Raw genomic sequence first — 20,140 nt, forward strand, 5'->3', positions numbered from 1 at the left:
ATTTTTCGCTTTAATTAGTTATTTGAATTGCTTAGGAATGAAGATAAGATGTTTTGTAGATCCTTATCTTTAATTTCTACTCCACCATTCTTAAGAATCTTAGCAACAACATTCTTTTGAAGAGTAGGGTCTTTGATTTTACTTTCAGCAATTTGATCTTTTAATTCTGAAGTATAATCTTTGTATGATGAACCTTTCTTAGGATGGTTAACCATTTGAATAATTTGGTATCCAGCCTTAGTCTTTACAGGTTCTTTGGTGTATTCACCATTTGATAGCTTGTATGCAGCCTTTACAAATGATGAGTCAAGACTTGTATTTGTATTATCAAATGCAGCTAATTTACCACCATTGTTCTTATTAGAAGAATCCTTGGAGTACTTCTTAGCTAATTCAGCAAAGTTTTTGCCTTTTTTGTCGTTAAGTTGTTCAATAACCTTGTTAGCAGTATCTTTATCTGATACTAAGATTTCATTAACAGTAACCTTAGGTTCAAATGATTTGAATTGCTTTTCAAGATCTTTATTTGAAATTTTAACATTGTCTTTTAATGCAGCTTGTAATAATAGATTGGATTTAATTCCATCTTTGTATGATTGTTCAGTCATACCTTGTTGTTGTAAAGCAGCATCAAATTGTGAACCATATTGACTCTTAGTTTGGTTAAATTGAGCATTGATATCTTTTGATGAAACTTTATCACCATATTGTTTGTTTAAGACTTTGTCTAAAATCATTTGTTGTAAAACTTGTTTACCATTAGAAGTGTTTTTCATACTACTATAGTATTCACTTTGTGTAATTTTACCACCATTGGTAACAGCAACTGTTTTACTACCACAAGCAACTAATGAAACACTCATTAAAGCAGCAGCCATACCGACTAACCATTTTTTATTCATAAATTTAACACATCCATTTCTAAAATTTAGATAACCATTTTTAACTATAACATACCAATGCATATGATTTTAATAGTATAAAATACTTTTATAAATTATTTTTGTAAGTGATTTATTCTATCTTTTATCATATCTATTCTTGGAGATGTCTTAAATTGAAAATCGTTAATATCTTTTTGCAATTGTTCAATAACTGGGGTAGATTTTTTAAGTTCTTGTTGTAACTTTTGAACATTTTTTTGTAATGATTTTCTAGAATCATTGACTCTTTTTGATCTTTCAAACGATTCTTTTGCATCTGTTGATAGATTTTTAAAGAAATTTTTTGGATCTTTCTTATTTACATACAAGTATGTAGCTAATCCGGCAGCAGAAATCCCCATTATTTTTAAAATGTTTTTCATTTTATTAACCCTCCAAATTTTTTGAAATATTCTTTTGAATGTGGGTCAATGTTTCTTCATTGTATTGATTAGAGTTATCAGTAAACTTTAATGCAAATCCATCATCTTCACTATATCTTGGAATCAGATGGAAATGGGAATGAAATACTGATTGCGAAGCAATCTTCCCATTATTATTAATAATGTTCATTCCCTTGATATCTGGAGCAGAATTTTTAATAGCTCTAGCAATCTTAGGAATTCGAGCAAAAACTTGTTCAGCCATTTTTGCATCGTAATCATAAATATTAGCAACATGCTTTTTAGGAACAACTAGAGTATGACCAGGGGTTGTTTGTGAAATATCTAAAAATGCTTTTACTATATCATCTTCATAAACAGTATAATTAGGAATTTCATTATTAACTATTTTACAAAAAATACAGTCATCCATATTAAAATCTCCTTCCTTTATTAATTTACCGTACTATAACAATGATAACATAAAATAAACTTAAAATAACTTAACTAAAATTATGATATAATTGCGATAATAATAAGTTTTTAAGGGGCGATATTTTATGGCATTAGATGTTTCGCACTTGGTAGGTGGATATTCACAAATTCCAGTTCTTAAAGATATTTCTTTTAATATTAAAGATGGTGAATTAGTGGGCTTAATTGGCTTAAATGGTGCTGGTAAATCTACTACTATTAATCATATTATTGGAATTTTATCTCCATTTTCTGGAGAAGTTAAAATCAATGGAACTTCAATTACTGATGATGTTAATAAATATAAAAATCAAATTGCATATATTCCTGAAACACCAATTTTATATAAGGAATTAACTTTAAAAGAGCACATTGAAACTACTATTATGGCATATCAATTGGATGAAAATGTTGCTTGGCAAAGAGCTAACAAACTACTTAAGATGTTTAGACTTGATAATAAGCTTGATTGGTTTCCAATTAATTTTTCAAAAGGAATGCGTCAAAAAGTTATGATTGTTTGTGCTTTCATTACTAACGCTAAATTGTTTATTATTGATGAACCATTTTTAGGATTGGATCCATTAGCAGTGAATGATTTATTGAAATTAATCAATAATCAAAAAGAACAGGGGAGTAGTATTCTTATGTCTACTCACGTTTTAGATACAGCGCAACGTTTTTGTGATCGCTTCGTTCTAATTCATAATGGGCAAGTTAGAACAGAGGGCGATTTAAATGCATTAAAAGATAAATATGGTGATGAGAATAGCTCTTTGAATGATATATACTTAAAATTAGCTGAGGAATCAAATAATGAATAGTTTATTTAAAAATCGTTTCAATGCCCATTTAATTGAAATGACTAAGTATCTTAAATATGTATTTAATGATTTTTTTGTAATTGCTCTAATGTTTATCTTTGGTGGATTATTATATGAATATTCAATTGCTATAAAACATTTATCAATTGGCATATGGTGGAGCCAACCATTAGTATTAATAATTATATTTATATCTTTACAATTAGGTGGTTTGGCTAATTTTATAAAAAAAGCTGACTATGTTTTTTTATTGCCACAAGAGAAGCAATTTTATAATTATTTTAATTCAGCAATGAAATATAGTTATTTAATGGCATCTATTATTCAAATATTTATATGGTTGATACTTATTCCATTAATATCTAAAACATTTGTTAATTTTAGTAAGGTTTATATAATATTATTATTAATATCGTTATTAGTTAATAAATATATAATACTAGGAACATCTTTTATAGATATGTACAATAACTTTAGTAATAAAAGAAATTTAATTTTTAAAATCGTTTTCCCCATTATTAGTTTATCTATTTTTATATGGCTTTCTGATGTTTTATCGATTGCTTTATCTTTAATAGTTTTGGGATATATTATTGTATTAAAGAACAGATGTGTTAGCTTATCAATTCACTGGAATAAAGTTATTAATAATGAAAACAGTAGAATGCATCGTATATATCAATTTTTTAATATGTTTACTGATGTACCAATGCTTGATGGAAAAGTTAAGCGTCGTAAATATTTAGATTCATTCTTGAAATTGTTTAAAAATGATAATGTTTTTTCATATCTTTTTATAAGAGGAATATTCAGAGATAAAGAAATTAGTGGATTATATACTAGATTATCTTTGATTGGTTCATTACTAATACTTTTTATTAACAATAAATATGTTGTAATACTATTAAGCATGTTATTTATATACTTAACAGTATTTCAAATGATTCCTTACTATTTTAATTTTGATGAAAATGTATTTACTTATATCTATCCAATTAGTAACAAAAATAAGTTAAGTAGTTTTGTTAATATCATTAATAAATTAATGTATCTAACAATTGCTTTGTTCTTCGTTGTATCAATGTTTAGTAATGGGTTTTATACAGCTTTGATATTATTAATAATTGATCTTGTAGAACTTTTCTTATTAACCCATGTATATATGAATAAAAAAATCAATAAGGCTGAATTAAAAAGTTAATACTGTCTTGACTGAATGATACAGTAAACATTAAAATGAAAGATAGTATTTTATCGATAATTAATTTGGCATATTCAATGGTCAAGACAAATTGTTTTGACCATTTTTTATAAGGAGGATAAATTTTTGAGAGTAAGAAATAAACCATGGGCAAAAGATTTTATTAAAGACCATTCAGAATATATTGTTGATAATCCAGAACAATGGAAAGGAAAATGGTCTAATCGTTTTAATAAAAAGCAACCTATCCATGTTGAAATTGGGACTGGTAAAGGTCAATTCATTGTTGAAATGGCTAGGGAACATCCAGAAATCAATTTCTTAGGAATTGAAATTCAAGAAACGGTAATTGCCATTGCATTGAAAAAAGTTGTTGCATCAGAATTACCAAACTTACAAATGGTGCATACAGATGGCGCTGGTATTGATACTTTCTTTGATGAACATGAAATTGACACCATTTATTTGAACTTTTCAGATCCATGGCCTAAGAAAAGACATGCTAAGCGCCGCTTAACTTCACCTAAATTCTTGGATAGTTATAAAAAAGTATTGAAGAAAGATGCACCAATTGTTTTTAAAACAGATAATCGTGGTCTCTTTGAGTATTCTATAATTACATTTAATAACTATGGAATGTATTTTGATTTATTATCTTTAGATTTACACAATAGCGAATATATGGAAGATAATATTGAAACTGAATATGAACATAAATTTAGTGCTAAAGGACCTATTTATAAAGTCATTGCATATTTTAATAAAAATAAAGAAGACTAATATTGATCAGTCTTCTTGCCAAGATAGTTGGTATTTATCATTTATTACAAAGGGATGTTCAATAATCTGTTCATCTTTTTTGATGTTAATGGCGCCAACCCAATAGTTACTCTTTTTCATAATCCAATACCCATAAATTTCATTATTATTAAAAGTCATTTTTGCATTATTCACTTTAGTCTGAATAATTTTTTCTATATTATAATTTCTATTTTTATTTAATGCATAAGTAATAGTGATTATGCCTCCTACAATAGCTCCAATGTAGAAAGATTTATAATGTTTAATATTCATTACCTCCAAATTTAAATGGTATATAATAAACATTATAATCAAAGTTTTCAACAATATCCATTTTATAAGTTATAATATAACAATATTATAATATATAAGGAGTGAATATTTATGGAACAATTAGCAAAAATGGATTTAACAGATTTAAAAAAGAAAATTGAGAAAGGCAAGTATATCTTATTCTTCTCAGCTGACTGGTGCCCAGATTGCTCATTTATTAAACCTGCTATGCCAGAGATTGAAGCAGAATATAAAGATTACAATTTCTTAGCAGTTGATCGTGATGAAAATATTGATTTAGCAGCTGATTTAGGTGTTATGGGGATTCCCAGTTTTGTTGCTTTTAATAATGGTGAAGAAATTGGTCGTTTTGTAAATAAAGATAGAAAAACAAAGAAACAAGTTGAAGAATTTATTGATTCTTTAAATTAATGATTTGAGAGGTAAAATTGAATGTTAATTGCAAGTTACAACCCTAAACAAAATGGTGACATTTTGGTCGTAGTTTTGGATGAAACAACTGGTGAACAAAATGTAGAATATAAAGATGATGTAGTAATTATGTCTGATAAAGATAGTGGTAACATTTTAGGATATAATTTTTTGAATGCTAGTCATATTCTGCCTAATTTATCAAACATGAATGGACAAATTAAATTAACTTCCAATGATGTTGATTCATTAAATTCATTTTTAAAAAAACAAAGCTTATCAGCTAACATTGAGTTAGATAATGATCCTAAGTTTGTTGTAGGCTATGTAAACAAAATTAGCGAGCATCCAAAGTCTGACCATTTAAAAATTACTGAAACTACAGTTGATGACGGTAAAACTCTACAAATTGTAAGTGGATCTCCAAACATGCAAGCAGATATTAAGGTTGTTGTTGCTAAAGTTGGTGCTATGATGCCTGACGGATTAATAATCTGGCCTGGTGAATTAAAAGGGGAAGAAAGTAATGGAATGATTTGTTCTGGTCGTGAATTACACTTACCTAATGCACCACAAAAACCAGGAGCATTAATTTTACCTGATAATTATGAAGTAGGAACTAAATTTGATTTTGATAAAGCTGCTACTTTGTTTGACAAATAAAGAGATATTATATCTCTTTATTAATACATATATAATATTAATTATTTTGAGGATGACAGTTATATGGAACATTATGATGGTCCTGCTTTTTATCGCAAGTATCGTATTAAAAACAAGAAGCAGGAAAATAGACATATAAATAAAATAAGTGAAAATAAAAAGCATAACTATGATCGTAAAAAGGATATTAATCAATCTGATATCGTTGATGATGACAATCCTATTGCGCAAAGAGCTGCTGCATTTAAACCAACGAAGCAATCTCAAGCTAGTGATACTCCATACTATAGTTTAAAACTTTCTTATCCTTATCAAAATATTAAAAGGAATTTGAAACAATCTAATGATGATTTGATTCTTTATGCAGATGCATCTAATGATTCAATTGACTTAGACAGCTATGAAACAAGCGAAAATGAAGATTTAAGTTCTTTAGATGAAGTTAATGAAAATAAAGATATTGATCATTCAACAATATCAGATAAAAATTTAAAAGAACATAAAACTTATGGAGAGTCTGATTTAGCAAATAATGATAACGAATCACAAATTCCTAGCGATAATGATAGTTTAGATAGTGAAGAAAATGTATCATCAAAACTTGAAGATGATAATTTTGATCAATCTTCTAATGACGATAGTGAAGAAGTTGATGTTAAACCAGTTGAAGATGAAGAAGATTACGATTATGAAGATTTAAAAAATACAACTCCATATAGTAAGTATGTAGATTTATATTCTAATGATTTTGAATATATTAAAAACAAAGAAACTCAAGGTAAAGATTTTGTTGCTGCTAAGCCTGACGATGTGAGTGGCTTAGATAAACCAGAAGTCTTTGATAATGAAAATTACTATAATGATAAATCTTCTGAATCAAATGATTCTGAAAATGAAATATCAATTGATCAAGATGAATTAAATGAATCACCAAATAATGATAACCAATCATCTGAAATTATAGAGCAAGATGATAAAGACTCACATAAATCAAATTCTAATAATATAGATTCTGATTTAGAAAATGATAACGACAATTCCGTAGAACCAAAAGCGAAAGAAGAGTTTGGATTAGGGCATTCTTTGTCATCAATATTGGATTCAGAGAATGATGCTCAAAAAGATCTGTCTTTATTTAAAGATGATGATAAAAAAACTGATGATAAAGAAGACAATAATTTAATAAATCATAACTATCAATTCCCTAGCCTAGATTTATTATCAGAGCCTAACAATGATAATGATGATAGTTTAGATGATTGGATTGAGAGTCAAGCACAAAAATTAGATGATACACTTAGTGCATTTAATGTAAATGCTAACGTTGTAGATTGGACAAATGGGCCAACTGTAACTCAATTTCAAATTAAGTTACAGTTAGGAGTTAAAGTAAGTAAAATAACTAATTTAAATGATGACTTGAAAATGGCACTTGCTGCAAAGGATATTAGAATTGAAGCTCCAATCCCAGGTAAGACAACCGTAGGAATTGAAATTCCTAACCCACATCCAAGACCAGTTATGCTATCTGAAGTTCTAGATTCACCACAATTTAAAAATAGTAAAGATCCATTAACTGTAGCCTTAGGAGTTGATCTAACGGGTAAACCACAAATGACTGACATTCGTAAAATGCCTCATGGATTAATCGCTGGTGCTACTGGTTCTGGTAAGAGTGTATTTTTGAATAGTTTATTAATTTCTTTACTTTATAAAGCAACTCCTGCTGACTTAAAATTAATCTTGATTGATCCTAAAGCTGTTGAAATGGCACCTTATGATAACTTGCCACATCTACTTTCTCCAGTTATTTCAGATCCTAAGCAGGCCTCAGCAGCCTTGAAGTGGGCGGTTAAAGAAATGGACGAACGTTATGAAAAATTAGCTGCTGCTGGTGCTAGGAATGTTGAACAATTTAATAAGATGGCAGAAGAACATGAGGACTATGGACTGAAAATTCCTTATATTGTAATTGTTATTGATGAATTAGCTGACTTAATGATGGTTGCATCTAGTGAAGTACAAGATTACATTGTTAGAATTACTCAAAAAGCAAGGGCAGCTGGAATTCACTTACTTGTTGCTACTCAAAGACCAAGTGTTGATATCATTACTGGAACTATTAAAAATAATATTCCTACTCGTGTTGCATTTATGGTATCTAGTCAAGTGGATTCTAGAACTATTATTGATACTGCTGGAGCAGAAAGATTACTTGGAAAAGGTGATATGCTTTACTTAGGTAGTGGTTCTAGCCAAGCAACTAGACTACAAGGTACTTTTGTTACTGATGATGAAATTGAAAATATTACTAGTGAAGTTAGAAAGCAAGGGAAGCCTAAGTATGCCTTTCAACCTGATTCATTATTAAAACAAGTTAATAAAGTAGAACAAGAAGATGATTTAATGCCACAGGTATTGAAATATATTTCTCAAGAAGATAATGTTTCTACTTCAAAATTACAAAGAGTATTTTCTATTGGGTATAATCGTGCTGCTAGTTTGATTGATAGCTTGGAACAGAGTAATTATGTTTCTGGACAACATGGCTCTAAGCCAAGAGATGTATATTTAACAGAAAAAGATTATAAAAAATTGAACATTTAGCTACTATATTGAAAAAAGTTTGCTATGATTGAATTAATGACAATTAAAAAGGGGCGTTTAGATTATGGATACAAGTAAGACATATCATTTTGTAGGAATTAAGGGTACAGGTATGTCCGCAATGGCCAGAATCCTTCGCGATAGAGGATGTACAGTCCAAGGTTCAGATATTGAAAAATATACTTTTACTCAAAGAGGCTTAGAACAAGCTGGTATTAAAGTTTTACCATTTGATGAAAACAATATTCATGAAGGTTTAGTTGTGATTGCTGGAAATTCATTTGATGATGATCATCCTGAAATAAAAAAAGCCCATGAAATGGGACTAGAAGTTTATCGTTATCATGAATTTTTAGGTAAAATGATTGAAGGTCATACTAGTATTGGAGTTTGTGGGGCTCATGGTAAAACTAGTACAACTGGTTTATTAGCACATGTTTTATCAGGTATTGCACCTACTGATTATTTAATTGGTGATGGTACTGGTAAAGGTGTTCCTAATGCCAGATTCTTTGCATATGAAGCTGATGAATATAGAAGACATTTCTTAGCCACTAAACCTGATTATGCTATTATGACTAATATTGATTTTGATCATCCTGATTATTATACCGGAATTGATGATGTTCGCAGTGCATTCCAGACTTTTGCAAATCAGACCAAAAAAGGTATTTTTGCATGGGGTGATGATAAGAACCTTAGAAAGTTAACTGCTAATGTACCAATATATTATTATGGTACTGGTGAAAATGATGATTTTAGAGCAACTAACATTACTCGTAGTACTTCAGGTTCTTCGTTTGATGTTGAATATCATGGTAAAAAATTAGGTAATTTCCAAATTCACTTATATGGTGAACATAATGTTTTAAATTCATTAGCAGTTATTGCGGTTTCATATTTCGAGCATGATAACTTAGATGAAATACGTAGAGAATTAGAAACATTTAAAGGTGTTAAACGTCGCTTTGCTCAAAGAAAAGTTGGCGATATGACCATTATTGATGATTATGCTCATCATCCATCAGAAATTAATGCTACTTTAGATGCTGCTAGACAAGAATATCCAAGTAAAAAAATTATTGCGGTTTTTCAACCACATACTTTTAGTAGAACTATTGCTTATCTAGATGAATTTGCAGAGAGTCTAAATAAAGCTGATGATGTTTATATTACTAAAATTTATAGTTCTCCTCGCGAAAAAGCTGGTAAAGTATCCAGTTCTGATTTAGAAGCAAAAATTACTAAAAATGGTAGCTTAATTAAAGCTGAAAATATGTCTCCACTTTTAGATTATCATGATGCAGTGGTTGTATTTATGGGAGCTGGAGACATTCAAAATATGAAAAGATTTATGAAGAATTATTAAATGATGTTACAAATAATGTAAATTAAAAAACTTGTATTATTGACTCTTTGTTTGGTAGAATATATTAAACTTTATACTTTATATAAAGGAGGATTAATACATGAATGATTATGATCAAACAGGTCGTCGTATGGTAAATAATTCATTTGGTATGAATAAATTTTTAACTAAAACATATGGATGGATGGCTTTATCAGTGTTCATTTCAGGAATAGTTTCTTATTTAATGGGTTCTGTTTACCATGCTTCTTTAGGTCTTATTCCTAGTATTGTTGGAATTGTTATATGGTTTGGCCTTGCTATGGCTACTTCTTCTGTTGCAATGAAGAATTCTTCATTAGGTTTTATCCTATTTATGGCATTTTCAGTGCTAACAGGAGGTCTGTACTCATATATCTTTATATCTTATAGTACAACTGTTATTGCACAAGCTTTTCTAACTGCTACTGTTGATTTTGTTGTAATGGCTTTAATAGGTATTACTACTAAGAAAAATTTAGACAAAATTGGGACACAAGCATTGGGGGCACTTATTGCATTAATTATTGTAAGTATTATTAATGCATTCTTAAGAATTCCTGCATTTGGCTTTGTTATTTCAATTATTGCAGTTATAATTTTTACAATTTTAATTGCATATGACAGTCAAAAAGTTAAAGATGCATATAATGAATATGGATCAGATATTCCAGAAAATGGTTTGGCCATTTATGGTGCTATGACATTGTATTTAGATTTTATTAATCTATTCTTACAATTATTAAGTATCTTTGGTGGCAATGATCGAGACTAATAATAAAAAGATGGTGTTTTTACAACATCATCTTTTTTATTTTGTATATAATTAATAACATGAATAAAGTGTTAAAATTTAGTTAATATATAAATATAAAAGGAGAATTTTATGGCTGAAAAAAGATTATTATTGATAGATGGTAATAGTATAACTTATAAAGCTTTCTATGCTTTAATTAAACAAGTTGAACGTTTTACCAATAATAAAGGTGTTCATACAAGTGCCATTTATGGTTTTAACAATATGCTGGATATTATGCTAGATAAAGTAAATCCAACACATGCGTTAGTTGCATTTGATGCTGGAAAAACAACCTTTAGAACGAAAATGTACTCTGGTTATAAATCTGGAAGACATAAGACTCCTGATGAATTATTGGAACAATTTAAATATGTAAAACAAATGTTAGATGCTCGTGGTATTAAGACCTATGAATTAGATAATTATGAAGCAGATGACATAATTGGAACCTTATCAAAAAAAGCAGATGAAGCAGGATTTGAAACTACAGTTGTAACTGGTGATAATGATTTAACACAATTATGTTCAGACAAGACGACAGTCTCTATTTCTAATCGTGGAGTATCAGGAGTGACTCATTATGATACTGATTATGTCAAAAAAACTATGGGTATAAAACCTTCACAAATTATTGATTGGAAGGCATTAAAAGGTGATTCATCTGATAATTATCCTGGAGTTCAAGGAGTTGGGGATAAAACATCTTTAAAGTTAATTAAGCAATTTGATAGTGTAGAAAATTTATACAATCATTTAGATGAAATAAGTGGTAAGAAATTAAAAGAGCATTTAATTGATGATAAAGAAGAAGCGTTTTTGGATAAGAAATTAGCACGCATTGATCGTGATGCTCCTATTGAAATAGAATTGGATAATCTTAATTACTTAGGTGATGATCGTGATAAATTAGTAAATTTCTATCGCGAAATGAATTTTAGAAAATTTCTTAGTCAAATGGACTTTGATGAGTCAGAATCTATGAAAAAAATTAAATATTCAGAAATTAATAATGATAATTTAAAAGTGATATCTGACAATGTTCCATCTGAAGTTACTTTCTATTTGGGAATAGATGGTGAAAATTATCATATTGATCCATTTATTGGTTTTGCTATTAAAATTGATGAAAATATTTATGTGTCAGATAATATTGATATATTAAATAGGCCAGAAATAAAAGGCATTTTAGAAAATGATAAAATAACCAAAAATTTATTTGATGCTAAAAGAACATATGTTGGTCTAAATAGATTAGGTATTAGTTTAAGAAATGTAAGATTTGATTTATTATTAGCATCTTATTTACTTAATACCAGTGATAATAGTAATGATTTGGGAAAAGTAGCTAATGAACACGATTATTTTGAAGTTCAATCTGATGATGATGTTTACGGTAAAGGTGCAAAACGTAAAATTCCATCTGAAGATAAATTATTTGAACACTTTGCAAGAAAATTGATGGCTATTAATTCTTTAAAAGATAAATTATTTAGTGAACTTAAAGATAATAATCAATTAGATTTATACAATAATGTTGAATTACCACTTACATTTGTTTTGTCTAGAATGGAAATTGCTGGAATTGTTGTCGACAGTGATGTTCTAAAAGAAATGAGTAGCAAGCTTACTGAAAGATTGAATGAAATTCAACAGAAAATTTATAATGAAGCTGGGACTGAATTTAATATTGCTTCGCCTAAACAGCTTGGTGAGATTTTATTTGAAAAGCTTCATTTACCAATCTTGAAAAAAACTAAGACGGGTTATTCCACAGCAGTTGATGTTTTAGAAAAACTTGCTCCAGACTATCCAATTGTGCAGGCAGTTTTAGATTATCGTCAAATTGCTAAAATCCTATCAACTTACGTTGAAGGATTATTAAAAGATATACATTTAAATGACCATAAAGTGCACACTAGATATCTACAAACACTTACTCAAACTGGTCGCTTGTCATCAGTTGATCCTAATTTGCAAAATATTCCGGTTAGGACTGAAGAAGGACGAAAAATTAGACAAGCTTTTGTCCCAAGTCATAAAGACTGGGAAATATTTTCATCTGATTATTCACAAATTGAATTACGTGTTCTAGCATCTATTTCAAATGATAAAAATATGCAAGATGAATTTATTCATAATGATGACATTCATGCATCCACTGCTAGAAGAATTTTTGGCTTATCAAATAATAGTGAAGTTACTCCTGAGCTTAGAAGACAAGCAAAGGCGGTTAATTTTGGAATTGTTTATGGAATCTCTGATTTTGGCCTAGCTAGGAATACGGGCATTAGTCGTTCAGATGCCAAAAAATTTATTGAAAAATACTTTAATGAATATCCAGATGTTAAAAATTATATGGATAATATTGTTCAAAAAGCTAAAGACAATGGTTATGTTGAAACCATTTTAAATCGTCGTAGGTATTTACCAGATATTAATTCTAGAAACTTTCATCAAAGATCATTTGCTGCTAGAACTGCAATGAATTCACCAATTCAAGGTAGTGCAGCTGATATTATTAAGATTGCAATGTTAAAAATGGAAAAGGCTCTAAAGGATAATCACTTAAAGGCCAAAATGTTATTGCAAGTTCATGATGAATTAATATTTGAAGCACCTAAAGAAGAAATAGCAATTTTAAGCAAATTAGTACCTAAAGTGATGGATTCAGCTGTTAAATTACAAGTACCATTAAACGTTAAGAGCCATTATGGTAGTAATTGGTACAATATTAAATAAAGAAATGAGGTTTTTTAAATGCCTGAATTACCAGAAGTAGAAACTGTTAGAGAAGGATTAAATCAATTGGTTAAAGGATCACATGTTAATAGCATTGATGTTTTATATCCTAAAATGATTAATGTTACTCCAGAAAAATTAAAAGTTACTTTAACTAATCAAGATATAAAAAGAATAGATAGAAGAGGAAAATACTTACTTTTCCGTTTTTCTAATGACATGACATTAGTTTCCCATTTAAGAATGGAAGGAAAATATGATGTTGAACCCGAAGGCACAGAACCAACAAAACATACACATGTCATTTTTCATTTAAACGATGATCGAGAACTAAGATATAAAGATAGTCGAAAATTTGGCAGAATGTATTTGATTAAAAATGGTGATGAACATACTTTATCAGGACTTGGAACAATTGGTCCAGAACCTACCGATGATGATTTAACATTTGATTATATGAAATCAATTATGAATAAAGGTAGAGGTAAAATAAAGCCATTTTTATTAAATCAAAGTCACATTGCTGGTTTAGGTAATATTTATTGTGATGAGGTTTTGTGGTTAAGCAAAATTCATCCAGAAACCATTACTAACACAATTTCTGATAATCAAATAATGGAACTTAGAAAAAACATCATTGAAGAAATTAAAATGGCTATTAAGGGTCATGGTACTACTGTTCATTCATACTCCAATGCATATGGAGAAGCTGGTCAATTTCAAAATAGCCTTCATGTTTATGGAAGAGCTGGAGAGCCATGTGAAAGATGTGGAACTAATTTGGAAAAAATTAAAGTAGCTCAAAGAGGAACAACTTTTTGTCCTAACTGTCAACATAAAGTGACTAAAAATGGTTAAAGTAATTGGACTAACAGGCGGAATTGCAACTGGAAAATCTAATGTTTCTGATTGTTTATCAAAAATGGGATATCAAATAATTGATGCTGATAAAATAACTTATCAGCTGCAACATAAGGATAACGATTGCTTAAATGCAATTACAAAACATTTTGGTAATGATATTCTAGAAAAAAATGGTGAATTAAATCGTTCTCGTTTAGCTAAACTTGTTTTTGCAAATAAAGAAAATCTAACTAATTTAGTGCGCATTATGGATCCATATATTAGATCCAATGTTCAATCAATTATTAATAATACTCATGAAAAACTAGTTGTATTCGATGCACCTACTTTATTTGAAAATGGTTATGCTTTTATGTGCGATATGATAATTGTTGTTACTTGTACACCTATTAATCAGTTAAATAGATTACAATTGAGAAATAATTTGAGTATTTCTGATTCCGTTAAGCGGATTAAAAGTCAATGGCCTTTAAATTTTAAAGAAAAATTGGCTGATTATTTAATAGATAGTAATGGTTCCATTATGCAAACTCGTAATCAAGTGATAAAATTGTTTAATAAAATAGATAATTAAAAATTTGGGGTGAAAGTTAATGCAATGTCCTCATTGCCATAAAAATTCATCTAGAGTAGTAGATAGTCGTCCCACTGAAAACGGACAAGTAATTCGTCGTCGTAGAGAATGTGAAAAGTGTGGCTATAGATATACTACCTTTGAAAGAATTGAACAAACACCATTATTAGTAGTTAAAAATAATGGTAATAGAGAAGAATTTAATCGTGAAAAAGTTTTAAAAGGAATTATCAGATCAGCAGAAAAGCGTCCAGTTTCTATGGATTCTATGAAAACAATTGTTGATAATGTCGAATCGAAAATTAGAGCTATGGGTGAAAATGAAATTCCAAGTCAATCTATTGGTGAATATGTGATGAAAGAATTAGTAAATGTTGACGAAATTGCATATATTAGATTCGCTAGTGTATATCGACAATTTAAAGATATGACTGTCTTTTATAATGAATTAAAAGAAGTTTTAGATAATGATCATCAAAAGAGTCAAAAAAATAACGGAGAATAGACATGGAAGAATGGCGTAATATTAGTCCTCAAGATAATTTTATTCTAACTTCTGATTATTTCATTTCTGATTTAGAAAGAAATGCTTTAGACATTCTTTATCAACCAATTATTGGGATTAATGCTTATGCTTTAATAAATAATCTTTGGAGAATGTATGAACGAGATAAAGATTTTGAATTACATGTTAATTTTGAACTGCTTGCTTATTTAAACATTGATATTCAATCATTTTATGAAGCTAGATTAAAGCTTGAAGGTGCCGGGTTGGTTAAAACTTATGTAAATGATAACCATCGTTATGTATATAAGCTTATAAAACCGCTTGATATTAATCAATTTTTTAGTGATGATTTGTTAAGTGTTACTTTATTACAGACCATTGGTGAAAATCGTTATGAAGATATCGTTAATGATGTAATAACAGATAATTACGATTTAGAAAAATATAATGATATCTCAAAAAATTTTTTGCAAGTTTTTCATATCAAGAACAGTGAATTATCTGATACACCTAAGGATGTTAGCGAAGCCAAATCATTAGTTGTAAACTCCACAAAACCGGGTACAAATGATGTTAATTCTGATGACGATTTTGATTTTAGTTTAGTTTTATCCATACTAGAGCAATCTTTTGTAAATATTTCTGATGTTAAGAAAAATCATCATTTAATTCAATCTGAGCATTTATTATATGGAATTAATGAACCAGAGATGGCCAGATTTATTGAAAAAGCCACTAATGTTAATAATAATGTTTTTGATCCTAATAAACTAAAATTATTGGTTGATAGGGACTTTGCTAATAAGAATGTTAATCTTAATGAAGATAATAGAAAATCTTATGTTGCTAACGATGGTAATAATCTTAATCAAGGTGAAAAACAGATAGTTAATATGGCTAAAGAATTTTCTCCCTTAGATTTTTTACAGGGTTTAAAAAAACAAGTAGATGGCTTTGTTCATGATAATGAAATTAGAACTATTCGCGATGTAATGGATGTTTCTGTATTAAAACCAGAAGTTATAAATATGGTTACTTATCATATAATTATTGATCAAAAAAAGTCAGGACTAAGTAGAAATCTTTTTACTACCATTGCTGATAATTGGTCGCAAAAGGGAATTAGAACTGCTGAAGATGCCATTTCAGAAATTAGGAATCGCAAAAAGACGTCTGATGAAAAGAAGCGTGAGCATAAGAGAAGTTATCGTAAACCAATTAAGGAAGAACTTCCTGACTGGGCAAAAAATAATGATGCAAAAGATAATTCTGTGAAAAAAGACAAAAAGAATACCCAAGATAAAGATTCGATTCCGGATGAATCTAGAAAAAAAGAATTAGAAGATAAACTAAAAAGAATTAGAAGTTGGGGTAAAAAGTGAGGGTAGACAATGGAAAATTTAAGTGATGAGCTATCAAGGTTAATGATTAATAAGAAGTTTGGTGAGCAATTTAAAAAGCTTGCTAATAATGTCTTAAAAGACAAAGATGTAAATGAATTTTTGAATGCTAATAAAAATAATTTAGATCACCAAACAATTATTAAATCTATTTCTAAATTATATGAATTTGTTAATGAACGAGATAAAGTTATTTCTGGGAAAAATTCTACAATTCCAGGATACGAACCTAAATTAGAGCTTAGTAAGGACTCAATTAATGTTGCTTATGTTCCAACAAAAAGTAAACTAGCTTCTATTAAGAATGCAAAAATGTTAAAGAAAATGCATTTAGTTTCTTTGCCCAATGCACTAAGAAAAATTGATTTAAAACAATTTTATACTGATAAAGATCAGGAACGTATAGATGCATATAACGATATATTGCAATTTATTGTTGATTATGAACAAGATCCTAAAAAATATCATCAAGGAATTTACCTTCATGGTGAATTTGGAGTTGGGAAAACATTTCTAATGGCTGCAATGGCAAATGAACTAGTTAAAAATGGATATGAAGTAATGTTATTACATTTTCCTAGTTTTGTTACTGAAATGAAAAATTCTATTAAAAACAATACTGTTGCCAAAAAGTTAGATAGAATTAAGAAAATGCCTTTACTCATATTAGATGATATTGGTGCTGATGATATGTCTTCTTGGATTCGGGATGATATTTTTAGTGTAATATTGGAATATAGAATGCAAAATTCACTTCCTACATTTTTTACATCTAACTATTCAATGAGTGAGTTTGAGAATAATCATCTGAGATTTAATAATAAGGGTGATGAAGAGCCCCTGAAAGCTCAAAGAATTATGCAAAGAATCCGCTTTTTATCCAAAGAAGTTAAAATAACTGGTGATAATCGTCGTCCACAATAAAATAGACTTGACATTTTATCTTTAAATAATCATAATTATAAATATAGAAGATATAATTTAATTATTTAAATTTTCAGGGAGAAGAAACATTAACTGTAAGTTTCTTTATATTTGATTTTTAAATTACCACTTCTATAAATAGTTTAGAGGAAATTCTAAATCGGGTTGTTACCGTTAAAGACTAACTATGAGGTCTGCATATAATCTATGTAGATAGAATTCGGGTGGAACCACGTAATTTACGTCCCTAGTGTCACTTTTTGTGACGCTAGGGACTTTTTTTATTCCTTTTCCCGTATAAATTAATCAAAGAGGAGAGATATTTATGGCTAAGCTTTCTTTTGAATTTCCAGATGGAAATGTAAAAGATTTTGATGAGGGTGTAACTACTGAAGATATCGCTAAATCTATCTCCATTAGTTTAGCTAAAAAAGCAGTTGCCGGAAAAATTGACGATAAAATGGTTGATATAGATTTACCATTGAATTCTGGTGGAAAAATTGAAATTGTAACTAAAGATTCTGATGATGGTTTAAAAGTATTACGTCAAACAGCTTCTCAACTATTAAAGGCTGCATTAGCTGATCAATTTACAAATATTCAATTTGGTGAAAGTACTTCTGATGAAGATGGATTCTTTGTTGATACTGATAAAAGAGAAACTCAAGTTAGTGCTGATGAATTGCCTCAACTTGAAGAACGTATGCATAAAATGGTTAAAAATAATGTTCAAATTGAACGTAAAGTTTTAAGCAAAGAAGATGCCTTAAAGCAAGTTGATGGAGATCCATATCAAGCTAAGTTAGTTAATAAATTAGCTATGAACGATCAAGTTGTATTTTATCAAATTGGAGATTATTTAGGTTTAGGTGAAGGCGTTGTTCTTCCATCTGCTAAACAAGTTAAAGAATTTAAGCTACTATCAGTTGCTGGTGCATACTGGGAAGGTAAGTCATCAAACCCAATGTTACAAAGAATTTTTGCAACTGCATTTTATAAGAAGGCCGATTTGGAAGCTGATGTTAAACAACGTCAAGAAGCTAAAGAACGTGACCATCGTGTTATTGGTAACAAATTAGATTTATTCTTTGTTGATCCTAAGGTTGGTGCAGGTTTAGCATACTGGATGCCTAATGGTGCTACTGTTCGTCGCGTTGTTGAAAGATATATCGTGGACAAAGAATTGGCTAATGGCTATGAACATGTTATTACTCCAGTTCTTATGAATCTTAATGCTTATAAAACTTCAGGACATTGGGCACATTATCGTGATGATATGTTCCCACCAATGGATATGGGAGATGGTGAAGAACTAGAGTTACGTCCTATGAACTGTCCAAGTCATATTCAAATTTATAAACATCATATTCGTTCATATCGTGAACTTCCAATTCGTATTGCTGAATTAGGAATGATGCATAGATATGAAAAATCAGGTGCCTTATCAGGATTACAACGTGTACGTGAAATGACATTAAATGATGGGCACACTTTCTTAGCAATTGATCAAATTCAAGATGAATTTAAAAAAATCTTGCATTTAATGACTGAAGTATACAAGGACTTTGATATTAGTAATTATCACTTTAGATTAAGTTACCGTGATCCAAAGAATACCGAAAAGTATTTTGATGATGATGAAATGTGGAACAAGTCTCAATCAATGCTTAAGGGTGCTATGGACGATTTAGGTTTAGAATATGTTGAAGCTGAAGGTGAAGCAGCATTCTACGGTCCTAAACTTGATGTTCAAACATACACAGCTATGGGTAATGAAGAGACACTATCTACTATTCAATTAGACTTTATGTTACCTGAAAGATTTGATCTACATTATGTTGGTGAAGATGGTAAAGAACACCGTCCTGTTATGATGCACCGTGGTTTAGTTTCAACTATGGAAAGATTCATTGCTTATCTAATTGAAGTTTATAAGGGTGCTTTCCCAACATGGTTAGCTCCTCATCAAGTTAAAATTATTCCTGTAAGTATGAATAAACATGGCGATTATGCTAAACAAATTAATGAAAAATTAGTTAAAATGGGTATTCGCTCAAGTGTTGACGACCGTAATGAAAAAATGGGTTATTTAATTCGTGATGCTCAAACTAATAAGATTCCTTATACATTAGTTGTTGGTGATAATGAAATGAATTCCAATAGCGTTTCTGTACGTAAATACAGTGAAAAAGATAGTAAAGACGAATCTTTTGATGAATTTACTAAAGAGATTCAAAATGATATTGATAATTATTCTAGAGGAAATAAATAATTTGTTGACAATGAATTATTTATTTGGTAGTATTAAATTATCGAAAAAGCAGAAGCCTTCCCGCTTCTCGCCTCAGTGACAATTAAGTTGCT

18 protein-coding genes, 1 pseudogene and 1 other annotated feature (1 of these 20 only partly in view) are annotated in these 20,140 nt (G+C 29.2%); of the genes and pseudogenes, 15 read left to right on the forward strand and 4 right to left on the reverse strand.

What is annotated here, in order from left to right:
• Window positions 1-14: 14 nt before the first annotated feature.
• The 3 genes from C7N41_RS04210 to C7N41_RS04220 form a co-directional block, all read right to left on the reverse strand.
• The gene (locus tag C7N41_RS04210; protein WP_105964481.1) at window positions 15-902 is read right to left on the reverse strand and encodes a peptidylprolyl isomerase; all 888 of its coding nucleotides are present in this window, start codon (window positions 900-902) and stop codon (window positions 15-17) included.
• 95 nt (window positions 903-997) lie between these two features.
• Entirely contained in the window at window positions 998-1,306 is a 309-nt protein-coding gene (locus C7N41_RS04215; protein ID WP_105964482.1) for a hypothetical protein, read from the reverse strand.
• A 4-nt stretch (window positions 1,307-1,310) separates the two neighbouring features.
• Window positions 1,311-1,739 (reverse strand): HIT family protein, encoded by a 429-nt coding sequence (locus C7N41_RS04220; protein ID WP_105964483.1) that lies wholly within the window; start codon window positions 1,737-1,739, stop codon window positions 1,311-1,313.
• A gap of 127 nt (window positions 1,740-1,866) precedes the next feature.
• On the opposite strand from C7N41_RS04220, the gene C7N41_RS04225 reads away from it, so the two are divergent.
• The 3 genes from C7N41_RS04225 to trmB all read left to right on the forward strand — a co-directional run bounded on the left by C7N41_RS04225 (window position 1,867) and on the right by trmB (window position 4,585).
• Entirely contained in the window at window positions 1,867-2,604 is a 738-nt protein-coding gene (locus C7N41_RS04225) for an ABC transporter ATP-binding protein (RefSeq protein ID WP_105964484.1), read from the forward strand.
• The gene (locus C7N41_RS04230; protein ID WP_105964485.1) at window positions 2,597-3,805 is read left to right on the forward strand and encodes an ABC transporter permease; all 1,209 of its coding nucleotides are present in this window, start codon (window positions 2,597-2,599) and stop codon (window positions 3,803-3,805) included. Before C7N41_RS04225 ends, C7N41_RS04230 begins: the two co-directional genes overlap by 8 nt.
• A gap of 126 nt (window positions 3,806-3,931) precedes the next feature.
• A complete protein-coding gene (trmB, locus tag C7N41_RS04235) occupies window positions 3,932-4,585 on the forward strand; it encodes a tRNA (guanosine(46)-N7)-methyltransferase TrmB (protein WP_105964486.1) in 654 nt (217 codons plus the stop codon).
• Window positions 4,586-4,591: 6 nt separating this feature from the next.
• Here the strand turns inward: trmB and C7N41_RS04240 are convergent, their stop codons facing one another.
• Window positions 4,592-4,879, reverse strand: coding sequence for a hypothetical protein (locus tag C7N41_RS04240; RefSeq protein ID WP_105964487.1), 288 nt, complete (start codon window positions 4,877-4,879; stop codon window positions 4,592-4,594).
• Between the two features lie 111 nt (window positions 4,880-4,990).
• On the opposite strand from C7N41_RS04240, the gene C7N41_RS04245 reads away from it, so the two are divergent.
• The 12 genes and pseudogenes from C7N41_RS04245 (at window position 4,991) to thrS (ending at window position 20,048) form a co-directional block, all read left to right on the forward strand.
• Complete coding sequence (locus tag C7N41_RS04245) at window positions 4,991-5,311, forward strand: thioredoxin family protein (RefSeq protein ID WP_105964488.1); 321 nt, start codon at window positions 4,991-4,993, stop codon at window positions 5,309-5,311.
• A 21-nt stretch (window positions 5,312-5,332) separates the two neighbouring features.
• Window positions 5,333-5,974: a YtpR family tRNA-binding protein gene (ytpR, locus tag C7N41_RS04250; protein WP_105964489.1), complete on the forward strand. Its 642-nt coding sequence runs from the start codon at window positions 5,333-5,335 to the stop codon at window positions 5,972-5,974.
• 63 nt (window positions 5,975-6,037) lie between these two features.
• Window positions 6,038-8,581: a DNA translocase FtsK gene (locus C7N41_RS04255; RefSeq protein WP_105964490.1), complete on the forward strand. Its 2,544-nt coding sequence runs from the start codon at window positions 6,038-6,040 to the stop codon at window positions 8,579-8,581.
• Between the two features lie 64 nt (window positions 8,582-8,645).
• Window positions 8,646-9,976: pseudogene (gene murC, locus C7N41_RS04260) on the forward strand (UDP-N-acetylmuramate--L-alanine ligase).
• A 74-nt stretch (window positions 9,977-10,050) separates the two neighbouring features.
• Entirely contained in the window at window positions 10,051-10,743 is a 693-nt protein-coding gene (locus C7N41_RS04265; protein ID WP_105964491.1) for a Bax inhibitor-1/YccA family protein, read from the forward strand.
• Between the two features lie 111 nt (window positions 10,744-10,854).
• Window positions 10,855-13,506 carry a DNA polymerase I gene (gene polA, locus C7N41_RS04270; protein ID WP_105964492.1) on the forward strand — a complete coding sequence of 884 codons (2,652 nt, stop codon included), beginning with the start codon at window positions 10,855-10,857 and terminating at the stop codon, window positions 13,504-13,506.
• Window positions 13,507-13,524: 18 nt separating this feature from the next.
• Window positions 13,525-14,364 carry a bifunctional DNA-formamidopyrimidine glycosylase/DNA-(apurinic or apyrimidinic site) lyase gene (mutM, locus tag C7N41_RS04275; RefSeq protein WP_105964493.1) on the forward strand — a complete coding sequence of 280 codons (840 nt, stop codon included), beginning with the start codon at window positions 13,525-13,527 and terminating at the stop codon, window positions 14,362-14,364.
• A complete protein-coding gene (gene coaE / locus C7N41_RS04280; RefSeq protein ID WP_105964494.1) occupies window positions 14,357-14,944 on the forward strand; it encodes a dephospho-CoA kinase in 588 nt (195 codons plus the stop codon). Before mutM ends, coaE begins: the two co-directional genes overlap by 8 nt.
• Before the next feature lie 19 nt (window positions 14,945-14,963).
• Entirely contained in the window at window positions 14,964-15,449 is a 486-nt protein-coding gene (gene nrdR / locus C7N41_RS04285; RefSeq protein ID WP_105964495.1) for a transcriptional regulator NrdR, read from the forward strand.
• A gap of 2 nt (window positions 15,450-15,451) precedes the next feature.
• Window positions 15,452-16,834 (forward strand): replication initiation and membrane attachment family protein, encoded by a 1,383-nt coding sequence (locus tag C7N41_RS04290; protein WP_105964496.1) that lies wholly within the window; start codon window positions 15,452-15,454, stop codon window positions 16,832-16,834.
• Between the two features lie 9 nt (window positions 16,835-16,843).
• Entirely contained in the window at window positions 16,844-17,776 is a 933-nt protein-coding gene (gene dnaI / locus C7N41_RS04295) for a primosomal protein DnaI (RefSeq protein ID WP_105964497.1), read from the forward strand.
• 325 nt (window positions 17,777-18,101) lie between these two features.
• Window positions 18,102-20,048 (forward strand): threonine--tRNA ligase, encoded by a 1,947-nt coding sequence (gene thrS / locus C7N41_RS04300; protein ID WP_105964498.1) that lies wholly within the window; start codon window positions 18,102-18,104, stop codon window positions 20,046-20,048.
• A 40-nt stretch (window positions 20,049-20,088) separates the two neighbouring features.
• Window positions 20,089-20,140 (forward strand) — a sequence feature (ribosomal protein L20 leader region) (it continues 84 nt past the right edge of the window).

The sequence above is a fragment of the Apilactobacillus micheneri genome (genome assembly GCF_002993975.1).
Classification (GTDB): Bacteria; Bacillota; Bacilli; order Lactobacillales; family Lactobacillaceae; genus Apilactobacillus; species Apilactobacillus micheneri.